At 76.1% G+C, this 19,138-nt stretch carries 15 protein-coding genes; 2 read left to right on the forward strand and 13 right to left on the reverse strand.

Translation table 11 applies throughout. From position 1 onward, the window contains the following. Window positions 1-15: 15 nt before the first annotated feature. The 4 genes from ACI789_RS04730 to ACI789_RS04745 all read right to left on the reverse strand — a co-directional run bounded on the left by ACI789_RS04730 (window position 16) and on the right by ACI789_RS04745 (window position 5,026). Window positions 16-990: a TauD/TfdA family dioxygenase gene (locus ACI789_RS04730; RefSeq protein WP_456919341.1), complete on the reverse strand. Its 975-nt coding sequence runs from the start codon at window positions 988-990 to the stop codon at window positions 16-18. Then, a complete protein-coding gene (locus tag ACI789_RS04735; RefSeq protein WP_457006959.1) occupies window positions 987-2,135 on the reverse strand; it encodes a hypothetical protein in 1,149 nt (382 codons plus the stop codon). The genes ACI789_RS04730 and ACI789_RS04735 overlap by 4 nt, the downstream gene beginning before the upstream one ends. Beyond that, window positions 2,132-3,019 carry a hypothetical protein gene (locus ACI789_RS04740; RefSeq protein WP_457006960.1) on the reverse strand — a complete coding sequence of 296 codons (888 nt, stop codon included), beginning with the start codon at window positions 3,017-3,019 and terminating at the stop codon, window positions 2,132-2,134. The genes ACI789_RS04735 and ACI789_RS04740 overlap by 4 nt, the downstream gene beginning before the upstream one ends. Before the next feature lie 171 nt (window positions 3,020-3,190). Then, window positions 3,191-5,026: an ABC transporter ATP-binding protein gene (locus ACI789_RS04745; protein WP_457006961.1), complete on the reverse strand. Its 1,836-nt coding sequence runs from the start codon at window positions 5,024-5,026 to the stop codon at window positions 3,191-3,193. A gap of 229 nt (window positions 5,027-5,255) precedes the next feature. Between ACI789_RS04745 and ACI789_RS04750 the strand changes: the two genes are divergently transcribed. Both ACI789_RS04750 and ACI789_RS04755 read left to right on the forward strand, forming a co-directional pair. After that, the gene (locus ACI789_RS04750) at window positions 5,256-5,900 is read left to right on the forward strand and encodes a response regulator (protein ID WP_456919337.1); all 645 of its coding nucleotides are present in this window, start codon (window positions 5,256-5,258) and stop codon (window positions 5,898-5,900) included. 56 nt (window positions 5,901-5,956) lie between these two features. Beyond that, window positions 5,957-7,021 carry a hypothetical protein gene (locus ACI789_RS04755; RefSeq protein WP_457006962.1) on the forward strand — a complete coding sequence of 355 codons (1,065 nt, stop codon included), beginning with the start codon at window positions 5,957-5,959 and terminating at the stop codon, window positions 7,019-7,021. Between the two features lie 22 nt (window positions 7,022-7,043). Here ACI789_RS04755 and ACI789_RS04760 read toward each other — a convergent pair whose 3' ends face one another. The 9 genes from ACI789_RS04760 to carB all read right to left on the reverse strand — a co-directional run bounded on the left by ACI789_RS04760 (window position 7,044) and on the right by carB (window position 19,138). Next, entirely contained in the window at window positions 7,044-8,999 is a 1,956-nt protein-coding gene (locus ACI789_RS04760) for a primosomal protein N' (protein WP_457006963.1), read from the reverse strand. 237 nt (window positions 9,000-9,236) lie between these two features. Next, window positions 9,237-10,433 carry a methionine adenosyltransferase gene (metK, locus tag ACI789_RS04765; RefSeq protein ID WP_456919334.1) on the reverse strand — a complete coding sequence of 399 codons (1,197 nt, stop codon included), beginning with the start codon at window positions 10,431-10,433 and terminating at the stop codon, window positions 9,237-9,239. A 108-nt stretch (window positions 10,434-10,541) separates the two neighbouring features. Beyond that, window positions 10,542-11,753, reverse strand: a complete 1,212-nt coding sequence (coaBC, locus tag ACI789_RS04770) for a bifunctional phosphopantothenoylcysteine decarboxylase/phosphopantothenate--cysteine ligase CoaBC (protein ID WP_457006964.1) — start codon at window positions 11,751-11,753, stop codon at window positions 10,542-10,544. A 153-nt stretch (window positions 11,754-11,906) separates the two neighbouring features. Then, window positions 11,907-12,170 (reverse strand): DNA-directed RNA polymerase subunit omega, encoded by a 264-nt coding sequence (rpoZ, locus tag ACI789_RS04775; protein ID WP_012949163.1) that lies wholly within the window; start codon window positions 12,168-12,170, stop codon window positions 11,907-11,909. 59 nt (window positions 12,171-12,229) lie between these two features. Then, a complete protein-coding gene (gene gmk / locus ACI789_RS04780; RefSeq protein ID WP_457006965.1) occupies window positions 12,230-12,841 on the reverse strand; it encodes a guanylate kinase in 612 nt (203 codons plus the stop codon). Between the two features lie 40 nt (window positions 12,842-12,881). Continuing rightward, on the reverse strand, window positions 12,882-13,232 hold the full coding sequence (gene mihF, locus ACI789_RS04785; RefSeq protein WP_456919329.1) for an integration host factor, actinobacterial type: 351 nt from the start codon (window positions 13,230-13,232) through the stop codon (window positions 12,882-12,884). 364 nt (window positions 13,233-13,596) lie between these two features. Further along, entirely contained in the window at window positions 13,597-14,475 is an 879-nt protein-coding gene (gene pyrF / locus ACI789_RS04790) for an orotidine-5'-phosphate decarboxylase (RefSeq protein ID WP_457006966.1), read from the reverse strand. Beyond that, a complete protein-coding gene (locus ACI789_RS04795; protein ID WP_457006967.1) occupies window positions 14,472-15,842 on the reverse strand; it encodes a dihydroorotate oxidase in 1,371 nt (456 codons plus the stop codon). Before ACI789_RS04795 ends, pyrF begins: the two co-directional genes overlap by 4 nt. Next, window positions 15,839-19,138, reverse strand: coding sequence for a carbamoyl-phosphate synthase large subunit (gene carB, locus ACI789_RS04800; RefSeq protein WP_457006968.1), 3,300 nt, complete (start codon window positions 19,136-19,138; stop codon window positions 15,839-15,841). The genes ACI789_RS04795 and carB overlap by 4 nt, the downstream gene beginning before the upstream one ends.

Below are 19,138 nucleotides of genomic sequence, written 5' to 3' on the forward strand. Positions count from 1 at the left end.
GCGGCGGCTGTGCCGCTATCCGGTCGGCGCGGTGGACGGCTCGTGGAAGCGCAGGCGCAGGAGATGGCGCGCCGGGTCGGTGAACGCGGTGCGCCCGTGCAGGGCGATGTGGTTGTCGACGACCAGCAGGCCGTCGGTGGGGATGACCTGCCGGACCTCCCCGGGGCCGTGGGTGAGCTGCTCGGTGACGGCGTCGAGCGCGTGGTGCACCTCGGGCGTCGCGTACTCGGGACGGGCTGCGATCCCCTTCCGGATCGAGTCCTCCCGCCAGCGCCACAGGGGTCTGTCGGCGAGCACCGGCGCGTACAGGTGGCCGTCCGGAGCGACGTCCGTGTGCTCCCGGAACGCCCGGGGGACCCGCCGGGGCAGCGGCGTCCCGGTGAGCAGCCGCACCGCCTCCCGCCCGCCGGGGGCCTGCTCCAGCCGGCGCACGACATCGCGGCCGTCGCGGAGCAGGGACACCCCGCCGCCGCACCGGGCGGCCCGGACGGCGTACAGCAGGAAGAAGCGCTCCGGGACGGGCAGGACCGCACTGTCGGTGTGGTACTGCGCCTCGAGGTCGTTCTCCGAGAAGCTCGTGTGGCTGGAGGACCCGTCCCCCCGGTTCCGGACGTCCCACACCACGCGGTCGAACGGGATGTTGGGGGTCGGGTCGCCGAGCAGCACGGAGAGCGCGAAGACGCCGGTGCGCTGGGCGTCGAGGCCCACCTCGCCCAGGCCGACCGCCGGCACCACCACCGCGCAGGCCCCGTCGGCGTCGAAGGCCGCGCGGATGCGGTCGGACAGGGCGGTCAGCCGGGGCGCGACGTCCCGGAGCAGCGCGCGGAGGGCCGCGGGGTCGGGCGGAGGAGGAAGCGCCTCCGCCGCGACGCCGGCGCCGAGGGAGTCGGCCAGAGCCGCCCCGATGGCCGCTCCCTCCGCCGCCCACCAGGACCGTCCGCCGTCCGCCGCGAGGGAGACGACGCTGCTCGCCGGCGCGGTCGTCGTCACGTGGGACACCCCCGGACGAGGAGCCGCTGCCCGTGCGCGGCCACCGCTCGGCCGGCCTTCGCCCGCGCGGCCCGGGAGAGCTCGTTGTTGCTGACGCCCAGGTGGATGCCGTGGTCGGCCATGGCGACCAGGACGGCAGGCGCGAGGGCGGGGTCGGCCCGGACCATGGCGGCCAGGAGGCGGGAGAAGTGGCGCCGTTCGAGGAGGGCGCCGCCGGTGCGGTCGGCGGGCTCGTCCTGCCCGGCCAGTTCCAGCCCGCGCAGCAGCATCCGGTCGAAGCGGGTGGCGTCGGCGCCGGCGTCGCTGACCCGCCGGCGGGCGCTCCAGCACGCGGAGGCCCAGATCGTGCCGTCGGCGTGGGGGTCGCTGTAGCGGCCGCCCTGGAAGTCGGCCATCGTCCAGCGCGGGTCGAGCCGGCGGCGTCGCCGGTCGGTCGGTGGGATGCCGTGGCGGTGCCACCCGTAGATGTCGGGGGTGCCCAGCAGCACCGCCGTGATCGCGTCGGCGGTGCCCTCGTCCACGGGTCGCTTCTTGCTGGTCTGCTGGTCCGGCGGGCGCAGCCGGTTGAGCCGGAAGTCCGCGGTGTGCCGGCACACGTGGTGGCCGACCTCGTGACAGACGATGGCGGGGTTGTGCGCCGGCGCGCGGAAGTACCGGCCGGTGCCGGTGGTGGCGACGACACCCGCGCCGCCGCCCAGGTGGACCTCTCCGGTCGGGCTCACCGCCTCCGGGTCGGACCCCACCCCGGTGCCGGGCAGCCGGTAGTGCCCGCCCGCCCACCGGCGCGGCTGGTCGTGCACCCCGATGCGCACCACCAGCCGCGGCAGGGGGTGCCCGAGCAGCCCACCGACGTAGCGCAGTGCGCGCTGGGTGTGGAAGGCCGTGTTGACCACGCCGAACGCCCGTGCCGCCCGGTCGGCCGCCGCACCGGCCCAGGGGCCACCGCCGGCGGACGGGTCGCACACCAGCTCGCCGTCGCTGAACAGCGCCCCGCCGCGCTCGTCGCGGACGGTGGCCTCGGGCAGGACGACCTCCGCCGGACCGACCTCCAGCACGTCCAGGTCGACCTCCGCGAGCTGCCCCGGCCCGACCTGGCCCTCGGCCCAGCCGCGCGGGTCGGGCAGGTAGACCGCCGCGCGGGTCATGCCGGGACCTCCGCGCCGCTCAGCAGGGCCAGCGCACCACCGGCGATGAGCTCCTCCGGCGACACCACCGGGAGGCCGGTCGCGGCCGCCGCCTCCCGCGACGCCAGCGGGCTCGACGACACCAGGCCGCTCACCGCCCGCAGCGGGGCACCGAGGTCCGCCAGGATCCCGGCCCCGGCGACCGCGCCGAGCGCATCGCCCACCGCCAGCACCACGCCGTCGGCGAACCCCGCCAGGCCGGCGGCCAGCTCCCGGGTCTCCTCCTGCAGCAGCCCGTCGGCGATCTCCAGGACCACCACCGCCGCGCCCCGCTCGACCAGGGCGTCCCGGATCCCGAGCATCGTGGCCCACAGCCGCTCCGGTGGGTAACCGAAGGTCGAGGCCATGCCGAAGTCCAGGAAGTCCACGATCTCGGCGGCCCCGGCGTCCTGGTACATCCACCGGTCCTTGCCGCTGCCGGAGCCGGTGACCTTGCCCGCGCCCACGCGAACCCCGGCGCGGGACCACCCCTGCGCCAGCGCCGCCGCCGTGGTGGTCTTGCCCGCCCCCATCGAGGACCCCACCACCACGAAGGTGCCCAGCTCGGGCCGCCCCGGCGGAGGAGCCGCCATCGCGAGGTCGTCCAGCGACAACGGCCGGCCGGAGCGATCGGTCAGCAACCCCAGCAGGTCCAGGACCGTGGGCTCACCCCGACGGGCGTGCGCCGAGGCCACCTGCCCGACCACACCACCCGCGGTCAGCAGGTGGGCTCCCGGTCCGGTCGGCAGGTACCCCTCGTAGTAGTCGGTGGCATACCGGTTGCCGAAGGCCCCCACCACGACGTCCCCGGGGTACAGCCGGACCTGCCGGCCGTTGGTGTCCTCCAGGTGGTCGTGGGCCCGCACCTCCACCACCCTGGCCGCCGCGAGGTCCCCCAACCGCGGCTTCCGATCGAGGCCCCCCAGCCGGACCGCGCCACGGTCGACCAGCCTGCGGGTGACATAGCTCCACTTGACGTCCGGTAGCGGGTGCATCACTGGCCTCCCGGGAAGGTGCTCGGACCGGATCCCTGCGCTTCACGTGTGGTCGATCTCGCGCTGCTCCTCTGCCGCAGCCGCGTTCCCGGCGTAGCCGGTCGCCCCGGGACGTCGTCCGGGCGGCCGCCGCCGGGTCCCGTTCCCCCCGGATGGCGGCGTCCGGTGGGTCCGGTGGTGCGGGGCGATGTGGACGGTCCGGTCGGCGATGGCCGCCAGGACCGGGTCGTGGGTGACCAGCACCACCGTGCGGCCCCGCGTGGCCGATCGGATCGCGCCGACGACCTGCCGGGCGGCCTCGGCGTCGAGCGACGTCGTCGGCTCGTCGAGGAGGACGACCGGCGCGGGCGACACCACCGCGCGGGCCAGGGCCACCCGACGGCGCTGACCGCCCGAGAGCAGGATGCCGCTCTCGCCGAGCGGGGTGTCGTAGCCCTGCGGGAGGGCGGCGGCGAACTCGTCCACCCAGGCCGCCCGGCCGGCCTCCAGGACGTCGGCACGGGTGGCGGCCGGGTTCCCGAAGGCGATGTTGTCGGCGACGGTGCCGTCGAGCAGCCACGGGTCCTGCGGCACGAAGGCCATCTGCCGCCGCAGCTCGACGGTCGGGACGTCGCGGATGTCGACGCCGTCGACGACCACCCGGCCCGCGTCCGGGTCGTAGAGCCGCAACAGCAGGGAGAGGACCGTGCTCTTCCCCGCGCCGCTGGGTCCGAACAGGCAGACGGTCTCGCCCGCGCGGACGTCGAGGTCGAAGTCGCGCAGCACCGGACGGTCGGAGCTGTAGGCGAAGCTCACCGACTCCAGCCGCAGGCCCTCCCGGACGGGGGGCACCGGCCGGGGGTCGACGGGCTCGGGGACCGCCTCGGCGCAGGACAGGACGTCGTGGATCCGCTCGGCACTGGCGTTGGCCTTGGCCACCACGCCGACCAGGCGCACCAGCCCCCGCACCGGCGACTGCAGCTTGCCGAGGTAGGAGATGACCACGAGCAGCTGACCCACGGTGAGCGCGCCGGCCAGCACCTGCAGCCCGCCCGCGACGAGGACGATGCCGGTGCCGATGCTGAGCAGGAAGCTGGGCACCGGACCCCAGCGCGCCTCGGTGATCGCCGCCCGGGTCTGCGCGACGACGGTCTCCTCGTTGGGCTCCGCGAACATCCGCTCGGCCCGATCGGTCCGGCCGAACGCCTGGACGGCCCGCACGTTGCGCAGCAGGTCCGTGGCCGTCCCGGACAGCCGGCCCGCAGCCCTGCGGGCCTCGCCGGCCGCGGTACGGATCCGTCGGCGCTGGTGCGTGGTCAGCCAGGCCAGCAGGGGCAGGACGACGAGCCCGAGCCACGCCAGGGACGGGTCCACCGCGAACAGCAGCACCAGCGCCCCGCCGAGCAGGAGCAGGTCGGGCAGCAGGGACGTGAACCCCAGCACGATGGCGTCGAGCACGCGGCCGACGTCGGAGGTCAGCCGGGAGACGACCTCCCCGGTGCGCATGCGGTCGTGCCATCGCAACGACAGCGTCACGGCCCGCTGGAACAGCGCGGCCCGCATGGCGCCGCCCGTCCGCTCGGCCGCCCGCTCGGCCCACACGTCGGTCATCACGGCGAGCAGGGCGCCCAGGACGTTCAGACCGATCAGGGCCAGCCCGGCGACGACGAGCAGCCCCACCGGGCCCAGACCGGACAGGACGTGCAGGGGACCCTGCAGCGGCCGACCGCCCAGAGCGTGGTCCACCGCGAGAGCGAGCGGCCACGGGCTCAGCAGGGACGCGGTGACCTGCAGCGCCGCCGCCGTGGCGGCCAGTCCGAAGAGCCGTGCCTGGGGCCGGATGAAGGGAGCGGCGACTCGCACGGTCCCCCGGACCCGTGATGTCGTCTGCTCCGGCATGCCGCCCAGCGTTCGCCTCGGGGGGGTGGAGTATCCATCCGTCCCTGGACGTACACCGTTGGTCCCCGGCGCGCGGGACCGTGCACGCCGCACCGCGGAGACCCATTTCGAGCCGCGCTCGTCCTATCCTCAGCGGCGTGACCTGGACCACGTCACGGCCGCGGGGGTGGCCGGCGGAACTGCCGGTCCCCGTGGCGGCGTCCCGGGTCACCGCAGTGAGGTCGCGGTCGTGATCCGGGTCCTTGTCGTCGACGACCACGCGGTCGTCCGCCAGGGACTGCTGAGCCTCCTCGAGGAGGGCGTTGGCATGGAGTGCGTCGGGGAGGCAGGGGACGCCGACGGTGCCCTCGGCCTGACCGAGCAGCTGCGCCCCGACGTCGTCATGCTCGACCTCTCGATGCCGGGAGAGGACGGCGTCAGCGTCATCCGCCGGCTGCGGGCCCGCGAGGACCCCGCCCGGATCCTGGTCCTGACCTCGTACGGGGAGGGTCCCCGCGTCCTCGAGGCCCTCGACGCCGGCGCCGACGGCTACCTGCTCAAGCACGCCTCGTCCGACGCGATCCTCGACGGCATCCGGGCCGTCGCCGCCGGGGGCGGCCCGATCGACCCGCAGGTGGCGCCGTCGGTGATCTCCGCGCTGCGGGACCGCGGCCAGAGCGAGGTGCTCACCGAGCGGGAGCGCGAGGTCCTCGAACTGCTCCGCCAGGGGCACTCGAACAAGGCGATCGCCCGCCGGCTGCGGATCGCCGAGGGCACCGTGAAGACCCACGTGACCCACATCCTGCAGCGGGTGGGGGCCGCCGACCGCACGCAGGCGGCGCTGTGGGCCGAGCGCCACCTGCGTCCCGGCCGGGCCGAGGAAGGGGGCGTCTGATGTCCCGGAGCGCCCCGCGGCACCGTCGCGGGTCCCGGGCCCCGCGGCATCGGCAGGTGCCCGGCGTCCCGCCCTTCCTCGTCGACAGCCGGCACCGGCCGGTGGTGGTGGGGCGCGCGGTGGTCCTCCGGCCGCGGCACGAGTGGGCCGGGGTCGTCCGGGTGACGGCCGGCACGCTGACGATCACCGGCGCCTTCCTGCTCGTCCTGCTGCTGGGGACGTGGACCGGGCTGTCCCTCGTCGGCGGTCCCGGCGTCGCGGACCGCTCCGGGCCCGCCGTGGCGCTCCCCCTGCCCGGGAGCGGGCCGTCGTCCGGCCGGGACGCGCCGCGCCCTCGGGACGCCGTCCCGCCGCCCGGGGAGGTCGTCGCGGTCGTGCCGCCCGCCTCGTCCGGGGCGGTTCTCCGGCCGGCGGCGGCCACCCGCGAGCGCGCGCCCGAGGTGGCACCCGCCTCGCGGGCCGACCTCCCGGCCGGGGCCGCCGCGCAGGTCCCCGTGCCGCCGGCCCGTGCGGCCGCGGTCCCGCCGCTCGCGGCGGCCACCGCGGCCCAGCCACCCCCGGCGGCGCCGGCGGCCGACCCAGTGCCTGTCCGCCCGGCCACGCCGGACCCTGCAGTGCCGCCCGCGGCGGCCCCCTCGGGGCCGGAGCCGGCTCCGGTCACCGGCACCGATCCCCCGGCTCCCAGCCCCGGCAGCCCGGCGCCCGTCGAGCCGGAGGCCCCGGGTCCCGGCCGGGACGGCCCCGGGGACCGCGACGGGCACGGCGACCGCGGCCGGCACGGCGACGGTGATCGGCACGGCGACGGTGATCGGCACGGCGACGGTGACCGGCACGGCGACGGTGACCGGCACCACGACGGGGACCGCGATCGGCACCGGTTCGACGGCGGTCCCGGGCGGCACGGCGCGGACCCGGGCCGTGGGCCCGACCGCACCGAGCCGTGCCCTCCCGGGGCCGTGCAGGCGCCGCTCGCGGCCGGGGCGGCGGCCGCCCCGGCGATGGGGGCTCCCGTCGAGGCGGCTCCCACCGATGCGGCTCCCGTCGAGAGCGCTCCGGTCGCCGAGCAGGCCGTCGAGGAGGCCGTCGAGGAGGCCGTCGAGACCGCGGCCGGCGCGGACTGACCACCTCCGCCGGGGCCGCCGCTCAGACCAGGTCGAGCGGGTCCAGTTGCACGCGGACGTGCTCGGGCGCCTTCTTCGCGCTGCGCACCCCCTGCACCTCCGCCAGCGCGTGCGCCAGCGCCACCCCCTCGGTGCGCGGCACCCGCACGAGGTAGCGCTCCCGGTCGCCGTCCTGGCCGGGGCGCAGCGGTTCGGGCACCGGGCCGAGCAGGTCGGCGTCGCCGGGCAGCCGGGCGGCCTCGAGGAACTCCGCCAGCGCCTGCGCCGTCCCCGACAGGGCGGCCATGCGGGTCGCGGGCGGGAAGCCCAGCGCCCGCCGGTCGGCCAGCTCCCGGTCGGCCAGCCACGCGGGGTCCCAGCGGACCAGCGCCTGGACGACGGGGTGGGCGGCGTCCGCGGCGACGACGACCTGCCCGCCGGCCGACGCCGGGCGGACCAGGGTCGCGGCGTTGAGCCAGCGGCGCAGGGTCTCCTCCCCCGCCCGCAGGTCGGCCCGCCCGAGCAGGGCCCACGAGTCCAGCAGCAGCGCCGCCCCGTAGCCGCCGTCGGCAACTGGCTCGGCGCCGGGTGTGGCCACGACCAGCGCCGGTCCGGCGGGCACCGAGGCCAGCACGCCCGAGCCCCGGCCGGAGACCCGCACCGCCGCGCCGGGGAACGCCCGCCCCAGCTCCTCGGCGGTGCGGGCGGCGCCGACCACCGACGCCCGCAGCTTGGTGCCGTGGCAGTGCGGGCAGTCGAACGTCGCCGCGGGGCGGGCGCACCAGCGGCAGGCCGGCACCCGGGAGCCGCCGGGGCCGGGCGTGGGCGAGATGCCCAGCGGCCCGGAGCAGGCCGGGCAGCGGGCCGGCGCCCGGCAGCGGTCGCAGGCCAGCCCGGGCGCGTACCCGGCGCGGGGCACCTGCACCAGCACCGGGGCGCCGTCGGCGAGGGCCTGCCGGGCGACCCGGTGGGCCAGGCTGGGCAGCCGTGCGGTGCGCGCGGCCGGGTCGCGCGCCAGCTCGGCGTCGGCGCCGAGCGCGTGCACCCGCGGCATGGCGGCCCGCAGGACGGCGCGGTCGGCGACCAGCTGGTGCGCCCACCCGCTCTCCACGAGCAGCTGCGCCTCCGCGGTCCGGGCGGTGGCGGCCACGACCGCGGCGCAGGAGGCCAGGTGCGCGCGGTGCACGAGGACGTCGCGGGCGTGCGCGTAGGGGGCCCGAGGCTCGGCGTGCAGGTCGTCGCCGTCGTCCCAGACGGCGACCAGCGCGAGGTCGGCCACCGGCGCGAAGACCGCGGCCCGGGTGCCGAGCACGACCCTGGCGCTGCCGCGGGCGGCGTCCAGGAAGCGCCGGTACCGGGCGTCGGGTGCGGCATCGGCGCGGAGCACCACGAAGGAGCCCTTCGGCAGCCGGGCCTCCGCCGCGGCGGCCAACCGGTCGAGGTCGCGACCGTCGGGGGCGACGACGAGGGCGCCGCGCCCGCCGGACAGCGCGGCCTGGCACAGCTCCACCAGCCGGGCCGGCCAGTCCTCGCCGGGCAGCGCGGTCCACACCGCCCGGGCCGGCCGGCCCTCGGCGACCGCGGCCAGCAGCGCGGCGCCGGCCTGGTACCGGGCGAAGCCGGCCGGGTCGGGCGCGGCCGGGGGCGGCGGCGGCTCGGCCGGCGGCCGCTTCTCGGCGGCGGCGCGGCGCGGCGGGACGGCCAGCCGCAGCACGTCGGTCACCGTGCCGCCCCAGCGTTGGGCGACCGAGCGGGCCAGCGCGAGCACCTCGGGGGTCAGCACCGGCTCCGGGGAGACCAGCTTGGCCAGCGGTGCCAGCTTGCCGCCGTGCTCGCTGGTGTCGCCGAGCTCGACGACGAACCCGTCGACCAGCTGGCCGGCGAAGCGCACCCGCACCCGGCAGCCGGGGCGGATCTGGCCGGCCAGCTCCTCGGGGACGGCGTAGTCGAACGGCCGGTCCAGGTGGGCCAGGGGCACGTCGACGACGACCCGGGCCACCCGCGGGGTGCGGGCGCCCGGGTCGTCCGAGGTGGGTCGGGTGGGGGCCGAGGTCAGCGGGATCTCCGTTCGGGCGTGGTCGTCCCCGGCAGTGTCTCCGAGGGGTACGACGGCGCCGTGACGCCCCTGGCCCCGCTGCAGGGGCCCGCCGCGAGCTCGCGGGTGGCGGGGGGCAGCGGCGGCCCGTCCAGAGGCTCGCCCCGAGCTCGCGAGCGGTGAGGAGGACGGAGTCCTTCGTCAGACCCCGGCGGCGGAGCGGAGGGCGTCGACGCGGTCCAGCCGCTCCCAGGGCAGCTCGACGTCGGTGCGGCCGAAGTGGCCGTAGGCGGCCGTCGGCGCGTAGATCGGCCGCAGCAGGTCCAGGTCGCGCACGATCGCCCCGGGGCGCAGGTCGAACACCGTGCCGATCGCCTTCTCCAGCACGTCGTCGGGCACCGCCCCGGTGCCGAAGGTCTCGACGAACAGGCCGACCGGGTGCGCCGCGCCGATGGCGTAGGCCACCTGCACCTCGCAGCGGCGCGCCAGCCCCGCGGCCACGACGTTCTTGGCCACCCAGCGCATCGCGTAGGCACCGGAGCGGTCGACCTTCGACGGGTCCTTGCCGGAGAAGGCCCCGCCGCCGTGGCGGGCCATGCCGCCGTAGGTGTCGACGATGATCTTGCGGCCGGTCAGCCCGGCGTCGCCCATGGGGCCGCCGATGACGAACTTGCCGGTCGGGTTCACCAGCAGCCGGTAGCCGGTGGTGGGCAGGCCGAGGGCGGCCAGCTCGGGCTCGACCACGAGCTCCTGGACGTCGGGGGTGAGCAGCTGCTCGATCGAGATGTCCTCGGCGTGCTGGGAGGAGACCACGACCGTGTCGACGCCGACCGGGCGGTCGTCCTCGTAGACGACGGTGACCTGGGTCTTGCCGTCGGGCCGCAGGTAGGGCACCGAGCCGTCCTTGCGGACCGCGGACAGCCGCCGCGACAGCCGGTGCGCCAGCGCGATCGGCAGCGGCATCAGCTCGGGGGTCTCGTCGGTGGCGTAGCCGAACATCAGCCCCTGGTCGCCGGCGCCCTGGCGCTCGATCTCGTCCTCGGTCGTGCCGGCGGTCCGGGCCTCGTAGGCGGTGTCGACGCCCTGGGCGATGTCCGGGGACTGCGAGCCGATCGAGACGCTGACGCCGCAGGAGGCGCCGTCGAAGCCCTTGCGGGAGGAGTCGTAGCCGATCGCGAGGATCGTCCGGCGGACGATGTCGGCGATGTCGACGTAGCCGGCGGTGGTGACCTCGCCGGCGATGTGGACCTGGCCGGTGGTGATCAGCGTCTCGACGGCGACCCGGCTGCGCGGGTCCTGCTCGAGCATCGCGTCGAGGATCGAGTCGCTGATCTGGTCGGCGATCTTGTCCGGGTGGCCCTCGGTCACCGACTCGGACGTGAAGAGACGGCGTGGCACTGGGGGCTCCTAGTGTTCGGGAACGGGTGGGCCCCGCCGCGCGGGCGGGGGCTTCGGGTGCACGTTACCGGCGCGGCACGCCGGAGGGGCGCCGCGCCGCCGGGGCGCTCAGGGCAGCCGGGCGGCCGCCACGGCCCAGATCCCCGCCGCGACGGCGTCCTTGCCGCCCTCGGGGACGTCGGTCGCGGTCCCGTCCGCGGCGAGCACGACCGCGGCGTTGTCCGGCCGGCCGAAGACCCGCCCGCCGGACACGTCGTTGACCACGAGCAGGTCAGCGCCCTTGCGGGCGAGCTTGGCCCGCGCGTGGGTGAGGACGTCGCCCTCGTCGTCCCCCGTCTCGGCCGCGAAACCGACGACCAGCTGACCGGTCCGGCGCTTGGTGACCAGCTCGGCGAGCACGTCGGGGTTGCGCACGAGCGGCACCGCGCTGGGCTCGGCGGCGCTGTCCTTCTTCAGCTTGGTCCCGGCGACGGCGGCCGGCCGGAAGTCGGCCACGGCGGCGGACATGACGACGACGTCGGCGTCCGCGGCCTCCGCCAGCATCGCCGTGCGCAGCTCCTCGGCGGTCCCGACCGGGACGACGCGGACGCCGAACGGGGCCGGCATCTCGACGTTGGCCGCGACCAGCACCACCTCGGCCCCGCGGGCGGCGGCGACCCGGGCCAGCGCCCAGCCCTGCCGGCCCGAGGAGCGGTTGCCGAGGTAGCGGACCGGGTCCAGTGGCTCGCGGGTGCCGCCGGCGCTGATGACGACCCGTCGCCCGGCCAGGTCCTGGGCCAGCGCCGCGGGGCCCTCGGTGAGCACCACGCCGGCCAGGGCGGCGATGTCGGCGGGCTCGGGCAGCCGGCCGGGGCCGGAGTCGGGGCCGGTCAGCCGGCCGACGGCGGGCGGCAGCACGATCGCGCCGCGCCGGCGGAGGGTGGCGACGTTGTCCTGCGTCGCCGGGTGCAGCCACATCTCGGTGTGCATGGCCGGGGCGAAGACGACCGGGCAGTGCGCGGTGAGCAGCGTGGCGGTGAGCAGGTCGTCGGCCCGGCCCGCGGCCGCGCGGGCCAGCAGGTCGGCGGTGGCGGGGGCGACGACGACGAGGTCGGCGGTCTGCCCGATGCGCACGTGGGCCACCTCGTCGACGTCGGACCAGACGCCGGTGGTGACCGGGTTGCCCGAGAGCGCCTCGAAGGTGGCCGCGCCCACGAAGTTCAGCGCGGCCGGGGTCGGGACGACCCGCACCTCGTGCCCGGCCTCGGTGAACGCGCGCAGCAGGAAGGCCGCCTTGTACGCGGCCACGCCTCCGCTGACCCCCAGGACGATCCGGCTCATGGGGTCATCCTCCCCCAGACGCGACGACGCCCCCGGCACAGGCCGGGGGCGTCACCACAACGGGCGGGGACGTCGATGACGTCACCAGCGGTCGGCCCCTCTGCAGGGGCCCGCGCCGAGCGTGCGAGGCGTGGGGGGCAGAGGGGTCCTTCCTCAGTTCTCGCCGGCGGTGTGGGTCAGCAGGCCCTCGTTGATCTCGCGCAGCGCGATGGAGAGCGGCTTCTCCTGCGGGGCGGTGTCGACCAGCGGGCCGACGTACTCCAGCAGGCCCTCGGAGAGCTGGCTGTAGTAGGCGTTGATCTGCCGCGCGCGCTTGGCGGCGAAGATGACCAGGCCGTACTTGCTGCTGGTGCGCTCGAGCAGCTCGTCGATCGGCGGGTTGGTGATGCCCTCGGGGGCGGGTGCGACTCCGGACACGTTGGGGCGTGCTCCTTGCGATCGTCAGGCGGGAGTGTCGGGCGGCGGGACCGGGCCCGTCACTCTGAGGCGTCGCTGCTCGGAACGGTGCCGGGCGACGGCGCAGTCAGCAATCCTACCAACTCGTCCGCGGCCCGGGCCACGTCGTCGTTGACCACGACCACGTCGAACTCCCCCGCGGCGTCCAGCTCGGCCTGCGCGATCGCCAGCCGGCGCTCCTGCACGGCCGGCGGTTCGGAGCCGCGGCCGGCCAGCCGGCTGACCAGCTCGCCCCACGACGGGGGCGCCAGGAAGACCAGCTGCGCGTCGGCGTCCCGGGCGCGGACCTGGCGGGCGCCCTGGAGCTCGATCTCGAGCAGGGCCGGCGCCCCGGTGGCGAGCCGCTCGCGCACCGGGGCGAGCGGCGTCCCGTAGCGGTTGCCGGCGTACTCGGCCCACTCGAGGAGCCCGTCCTCGGCGACCAGCCGGTCGAACTCTGCGTCGGTGACGAAGTGGTAGTGCACCCCGTCGACCTCACCGGGGCGGGGCCGACGGGTGGTGGCCGACACCGACACCCAGACCTCGGGGTGCCGGCGCCGGACCTCCGCCACGACCGTGCCCTTGCCGACCCCTGAGGGGCCGGACAGCACGGTCAGCCGGGCCGGGGTGCGGTCCTCGGCAGCACTTCCCACTCGTCGTCGTCCTCGGCCTCCGGGTGCCTCGTCGAGCGGGTCAGCCCTCCGCGGAGACCTGGTCGGCGGCGACCTTCTCGCCACCGAACTCCGCTTCGAGGGCCCTGCGCTGGTTGGCACCCAGGCCACGCACCCGGCGGGTCGGGGAGATCTCGAGCCGCTCCATGATCTTGGCAGCCCGCGCCTTGCCGACTCCCGGCAGGGACTCCAGGACCGCGGAGACACGCATCTTGCCGATGACCTCGTCGGTCTCCCCCTGGCGGAGGACGTCGCCGACGGTGGCGCCCTTGCTCTTGAGCCGCTCCCGCAGCTCGGCACGGGTCTTGCGGGCCGCGGCGGCCTTCTCCAGTGCGGCGGCGCGCTGTTCGGGGGTCAGGTCAGGAAGGGGCATGGTGCGACCCAATCGTGTCGTCGCCGGCGCTCGTCTCGACCGGCGGGCTCGGTGCGGTGTCGGGGGAAGGCTCGCTGCTGAGCCTGTCGGCCAACCTAGTTCCCGGTATATGCGCAGGTCACGTCCCTCTGAACCACCGAAATCCGACTTTCGGTGACCTCCCGTTCACCGTCCGTCTGCCTGGGCGATGACCGTCCGTCATACGCGCAGGTCACCGGGGGGTTCCTACCGTCCGCGCCGACGCCCCGTTTGCGGACGGTTCCGTCCGACACACCGACGACGACACGCCGACGCATTTCGGAAACCGCAGGTCCGCCCGGGGAGCGAGGGTCGTTGCGCCGGGCCGACGGGTCGGCCGGCCGGCTCACCGGGCCAGTTCGGTCGCCCAGCGGTCGGCCGCGGCCCGCAGCCCGGCGGCGTCCGGCCCGGCGGCGAGCACGTCCCGGGAGACGGTGGGGACGACGGCGACGTCCGACCCGAACAGCCGCCGCAGGTCGGCCACCGAGCCGCCCTGGGCGCCCAGGCCGGGCGCCAGCACGGGGCCGCCCAGGCCGGCGAGGTCGACGTCCAACGCGGGCAGGGTGGCGCCGACGACGACCCCGAACGAGCCGGTGGCCGCGCCGAACCGGCTGCTCAGGTCGCGGACCGCGGCGACGTCGGGCAGCGGGTCGCCGACGACCCAGCCCGGGGTGTTCCAGCCGCGGACGGTGTCGACGACGACCTGCGCGACGGACCGCTCGCCCACCCGCGCGTGCTGCAGCGTCCCGGCGTCCGGGTTGGACGTGCGGGCCAGCACGAACAGCCCGCCGCCGTGCTGCCGGGCGGTGTCGACGGCCGGCTGCAGCGAGCCTGGCCCGAGGTAGGGGCTGACCGTCATGGCGTCGGCGTACAGCGGGTGCCCGGGGCGGAGGTGGTCGGCGTAGGCGTCCATCGTCGAGCCGATGTCCCCGCGCTTGGCGTCGAGCAGCACCAGGGCCCCGGCGGCCCGGGCGCGGGCGACGGCGTCCTCCAGCACGGCCAGCCCGCGGGAGCCGTGCCGCTCGTAGAAGGCCAGCTGCGGCTTGAGGACGGCGACGGTGCCGGCCAGCGCGTCCACCACCGCGTCGGTGAACCGGGCCAGGCCCTCCGGGCTGTCGGCCAGCCCCCAGCGCTCCAGCAGCGGCACGTGCGGGTCGATGCCCACGCACAGCGGCCCGCGGGCGGCGACGGCGTCGGCGAGCCGCTGACCGAAGGGGGCCGTCACGACCGCACCGCCCGGGGCAGGGTCTCCCCCAGCGTCGCGATGCAGTCGCGGGCCAGGAACGGGTCGGCGAAGGCCCCCGACGCGGACTGCACCGCGTCGGCGCCGGCGGCGAACAGCGCCGCGAACGAGGCCGGGTCGGTGACCCCGCCCATCGCCAGCACGTCGAAGGAGTGCCCGCCGTCCTCCCGCAGGGCCACCAGGCGCCGGGTGAAGTCCAGCGCCGACCCGCGCACCGCGGCGCCGGACAGCCCGGCCAGCTCGCGGCCGGGGAAGGTCGCCTCGCCGTCGCTGCGGCGGACCCGGCTCTGCAGCGTGTTGATGCCCGCGACGCCGTCGACCAGCGGGGCCAGCCGGGGCACCAGAGCGGCCAGGCCGGGCCCGTCGAGCCAGGAGAGCTTGGCCACCAGCCCGGTGCGGTCGTCCAGCGCCCGCCGCACCGCCTCGACGACGGCCACCGTGGCGTCGGCGTCCAGGCACAGCGGTGGCTTCACCCCGGCCGCGGACCGGTCCAGCGTGTTGGGGCAGGAGAGGTTCAGCTCGACGACGGGCGCACCGGCCTGCTGCGCCAGCAGCGCGGTCCGGGCGAAGTCGTCGACCAGGGCCGGACCGTCCCCCTCCCCCATGACGCTGACCAGCAGCAGCTGGTCGTCGTCGAGCGCGGCCAGCGACCGCTCGAGGTCGGGCACCCACTCGTCGGGGGCGAGGGACGGGACGCCGAAGGAGTTGACCGTGCTCACCTCGGGAGAGCCCGGCGCGACCCAGTCCCACGGGTCCGCGGTCACCTCGGCGGCCGCGCCCGCCGGGAGGCTCGCGGTCTCCCGGGCGGCGAAGACCCAGTTGGGCTGCGGGTTGGGCACGGAGGCGCGGCTGCGGACGGTCTTGTAGGTCAGGACGCTGTAGCCGTTGCCCGCGAAGTGGCGCACCCACTGCTCGCCGCCGTTCAGCACGCACGCGGGCACCCCGATCGGGAAGCCGACCTCCCGGCCGAGGACCCGCCAGCGCCGCCCGGCCGCGACCGGCCGCTCGGGCAGCCGGGGGCCGACCGGGGTGGCCAGGTTGTCCCGGTAGGACCCGAGGACGTCGTAGGCCGGCGTCCGGACCCCGGCGGCCGCGAGCACGCCGCCGTGCCCGGCGAAGAACAGCACCCGGGTCAGCAGGGGCAGGTCCTCGTCCCCGGCCGTCCCGGCCGCCAGCCGGCCGGCCAGCCCGCGGGCCGCGGCGGCCAGCGCGTCGAGCTCGGGCCGGGGCGGGCGCGCGAACCGGGTGACGCCGGCCAGGAAGGCGTCGGTCAGCCCGTCGAGCAGACCGCGGCCCACCAGGTCCTCGCGGACCCGGCGGACGGCGGGCACAGCGGGGGCCGCGGTCACGAGCGCGGCGTCGCGGCCAGCGCGGCGTGCACCTCCTGGAGGCTGCGGACGCCGACGCCGCCCTGGCGCAGCGCCTCGATGCCCTGCACCGCGGCCGCCAGCCCCTGCACCGTGGTGATCGACGGGATCCCGGCGGCGACGGCGGCGGTGCGGATCTCGTAGCCGTCCAGCCGCGGCCCGCTGTTGCCCGGCGACCCGAAGGGCGTGTTGACCACGATGTCGACGTCCCCGGCGAGGATCCGCTCCACGACGTTGCCCGGGCCCTCGCTGAACTTGCCGACCACCTCGCAGGCCACGCCGTTGCGGCGCAGCACCTGCGCGGTGCCGGAGGTGGCCAGCACCCGGTAGCCGAGGTCGGCCAGCCGCTTGACCGGGAAGATCGCCGAGCGCTTGTCCCGGTTGGCCAGCGAGACGAACACCGTCCCCGTGGTCGGCAGCGGCCCGTAGGCGGCGGCCTGGGACTTGGCGAACGCCGTCCCGAAGCCGGTGTCGAGGCCCATGACCTCCCCGGTGGACTTCATCTCCGGGCCGAGCACGGTGTCGACGTTCTGTCCCTCGACCGTGCGGAACCGGTGGAAGGGCAGCACCGCCTCCTTGACCGCGATCGGCATGTCCGGGGGCAGGTCGGCGCCGTCGCCGGTGGCCGGCAGCACGCCGGCGGCGCGCAGGTCGGCGATGGACTCCCCCACCGCGATGCGGGCGGCGGCCTTGGCCAACTGGACGGCGGTGGCCTTGGAGACGAACGGCACCGTGCGGCTGGCCCGGGGGTTGGCCTCGAGCACGTAGAGGATGTCGTCCTTCACCGCGTACTGGACGTTGAGCAGCCCGCGGACGCCGATCCGGGCCGCCAGCTGCTCGGTGGCCGCGCGGATGCGGACCAGGTCGGTGGCGCCCAGGGTGATCGGCGGCAGCGCGCACGCGGAGTCGCCGGAGTGGATGCCGGCCTCCTCGATGTGCTCCATGACGCCGCCGAGGAACAGCTCGGAGCCGTCGTAGAGCGCGTCGACGTCGACCTCGACGGCGTCCTCGAGGAACCGGTCGACCAGCACCGGGTGCTCGGGGCTGACGTCGGTGGCCTTGGCGATGTAGGCCTCCAGCGTCGCGTCGTCGTAGACGATCTCCATGCCCCGCCCGCCGAGCACGTACGAGGGCCGGACCAGCACCGGGTAGCCGATGGCGGCGGCGATCTCGCGGGCCTCGGTGAACGTCGTCGCCGTGCCGTGCTTGGGGGCGAGCAGCCCGGTGTCGGCGAGCACGCGGGAGAAGGCGCCGCGGTCCTCGGCGGCGTCGATCGACTCCGGCGAGGTGCCCAGCACCGGGACGCCGGCGTCCTTGAGCCGCTGCGCCAGGCCCAGCGGCGTCTGCCCGCCGAGGGTGCAGATGACGCCGGCGACCGGGCCGGCGGCGCGCTCGGCCTCGACCACCTCGAGGACGTCCTCGAAGGTCAGCGGCTCGAAGTACAGCCGGTCGGCGGTGTCGTAGTCGGTGGAGACGGTCTCGGGGTTGCAGTTGACCATCACCGCCTCGTAGCCGGCGTCCTGCAGCGCCTGGACGGCGTGCACGCACGAGTAGTCGAACTCGATGCCCTGCCCGATCCGGTTGGGTCCGGAGCCGAGGATGAGCACCGCCGGCTTCTCCCGCGGCTCCACCTCGGTCTCCTCGTCGTACGAGGAGTAGTGGTACGGGGTGCGGGCGGCGAACTCCGCGGCGCAGGTGTCGACGGTCTTGTAGACCGGCCGGATGCCCAGCCGGCGGCGCAGCGTCCGGACGCCGTCCTCCCCGGCCAGCTCCGGCCGCAGCGAGGCGATCTGCCGGTCGGACAGGCCGTGCCGCTTGGCGCGGCGGAGCAGCTGCGGGGTGAGCGCCGGCGCCTCGCGGACCTCCCGGCCCACCCCGGCGACCAGGGCGATCTGGTCGACGAACCACGGGTCGAACCCGCTGGCCGCGGAGACCTGCTCGACGGTGGCGCCCGCCGCCAGCGCCCGCTCGGCCAGGTAGAGCCGGCCGTCGACCGGGGTGCGCAGCGCCTCGAGCAGCTCCTCGGCGGTCGACCCGTCGTCCGCTCCGGTCCAGAAGCCGGCCGCCTTGGTCTCGGTGGACCGCATCGCCTTGCCCAGCGCCTCGGGGAAGTTGCGGCCCAGCGCCATGACCTCGCCGACGCTCTTCATCGTCGTGGTCAGCCGCGGGTCGGCGCCGGGGAACTTCTCGAACGCGAACCGCGGGATCTTGACGACGACGTAGTCCAGCGTCGGCTCGAAGGCCGCCGGCGTGACCCCGGTGATGTCGTTGGTGATCTCGTCGAGGGTGTAGCCGATGGCCAGCTTGGCGGCGATCTTGGCGATCGGGAAACCGGTGGCCTTCGACGCCAGCGCGCTGGACCGGGACACCCGCGGGTTCATCTCGATGACGACCAGCCGGCCGGTCTCCGGGTGGACGGCGAACTGGATGTTGCAGCCGCCGGTGTCCACGCCGACCGCCCGCAGCACGGCGATGCCGACGTCGCGCATCCGCTGGTACTCGCGGTCGGTGAGGGTCATCGCGGGGGCGACGGTCACCGAGTCGCCGGTGTGCACGCCCATCGCGTCGACGTTCTCGATCGAGCAGATGACGACCACGTTGTCGCTGCGGTCGCGCATGAGCTCGAGCTCGTACTCCTTCCAGCCGAGCACCGACTCCTCGATGAGGACGGTGTGGACGGGCGAGTCGGCCAGCCCGTGCCCGGCCATGCGGCGCAGCATCGGCTCGTCGGTGGCGATGCCCGAGCCCAGCCCGCCCATGGTGAACGACGGGCGGATGACCACCGGGTAGCCGACCTCGGCGGCGGTCGCCAGCGCCTCCTCGACGCTCGCACACACCTTCGACCGGGGCGCGTCGGCGCCGATCGACCGGACGATGTCCTTGAACATCTGCCGGTCCTCGCCGCGGTTGATCGCGTCGACGTCGGCGCCGATGAGCCGGACGCCGTACTTCTCCAGGACGCCGTTCTCGTACAGGCCGATGGCGATGTTCAGCGCGGTCTGTCCGCCGAGGGTGGCCAGCAGCGCGTCGGGGCGCTCCTTGGCGATGACCTTCTCGACGAACTCCGGCGTGAGCGGCTCCACGTAGGTGGCGTCGGCGACGTCCGGGTCGGTCATGATCGTCGCCGGGTTGCTGTTGACCAGGCTGACCCGCAGCCCCTCGGCCTTGAGCACCCGGCAGGCCTGGGTGCCGGAGTAGTCGAACTCGGCGGCCTGGCCGATGAGGATCGGCCCGGAGCCGATCACCATCACGTGCGAGATGTCGGTGCGCTTGGGCAT

Source organism: Geodermatophilus sp. SYSU D00965 (assembly GCF_054050075.1).

Bases quoted from the DNA above. Each gene is read 5' to 3' on its own strand.
- mihF (WP_456919329.1), bottom strand. From the start codon at position 13,232: ATGCCCCTTCCTGACCTGACCCCCGAACAGCGCGCCGCCGCACTGGAG.
- carB (WP_457006968.1), bottom strand. From the start codon at position 19,138: ATGCCCAAGCGCACCGACATCTCGCACGTGATGGTGATCGGCTCCGGG.
- ACI789_RS04735 (WP_457006959.1), bottom strand. From the start codon at position 2,135: ATGACCCGCGCGGCGGTCTACCTGCCCGACCCGCGCGGCTGGGCCGAG.
- coaBC (WP_457006964.1), bottom strand. From the start codon at position 11,753: ATGAGCCGGATCGTCCTGGGGGTCAGCGGAGGCGTGGCCGCGTACAAG.
- ACI789_RS04745 (WP_457006961.1), bottom strand. From the start codon at position 5,026: ATGCCGGAGCAGACGACATCACGGGTCCGGGGGACCGTGCGAGTCGCC.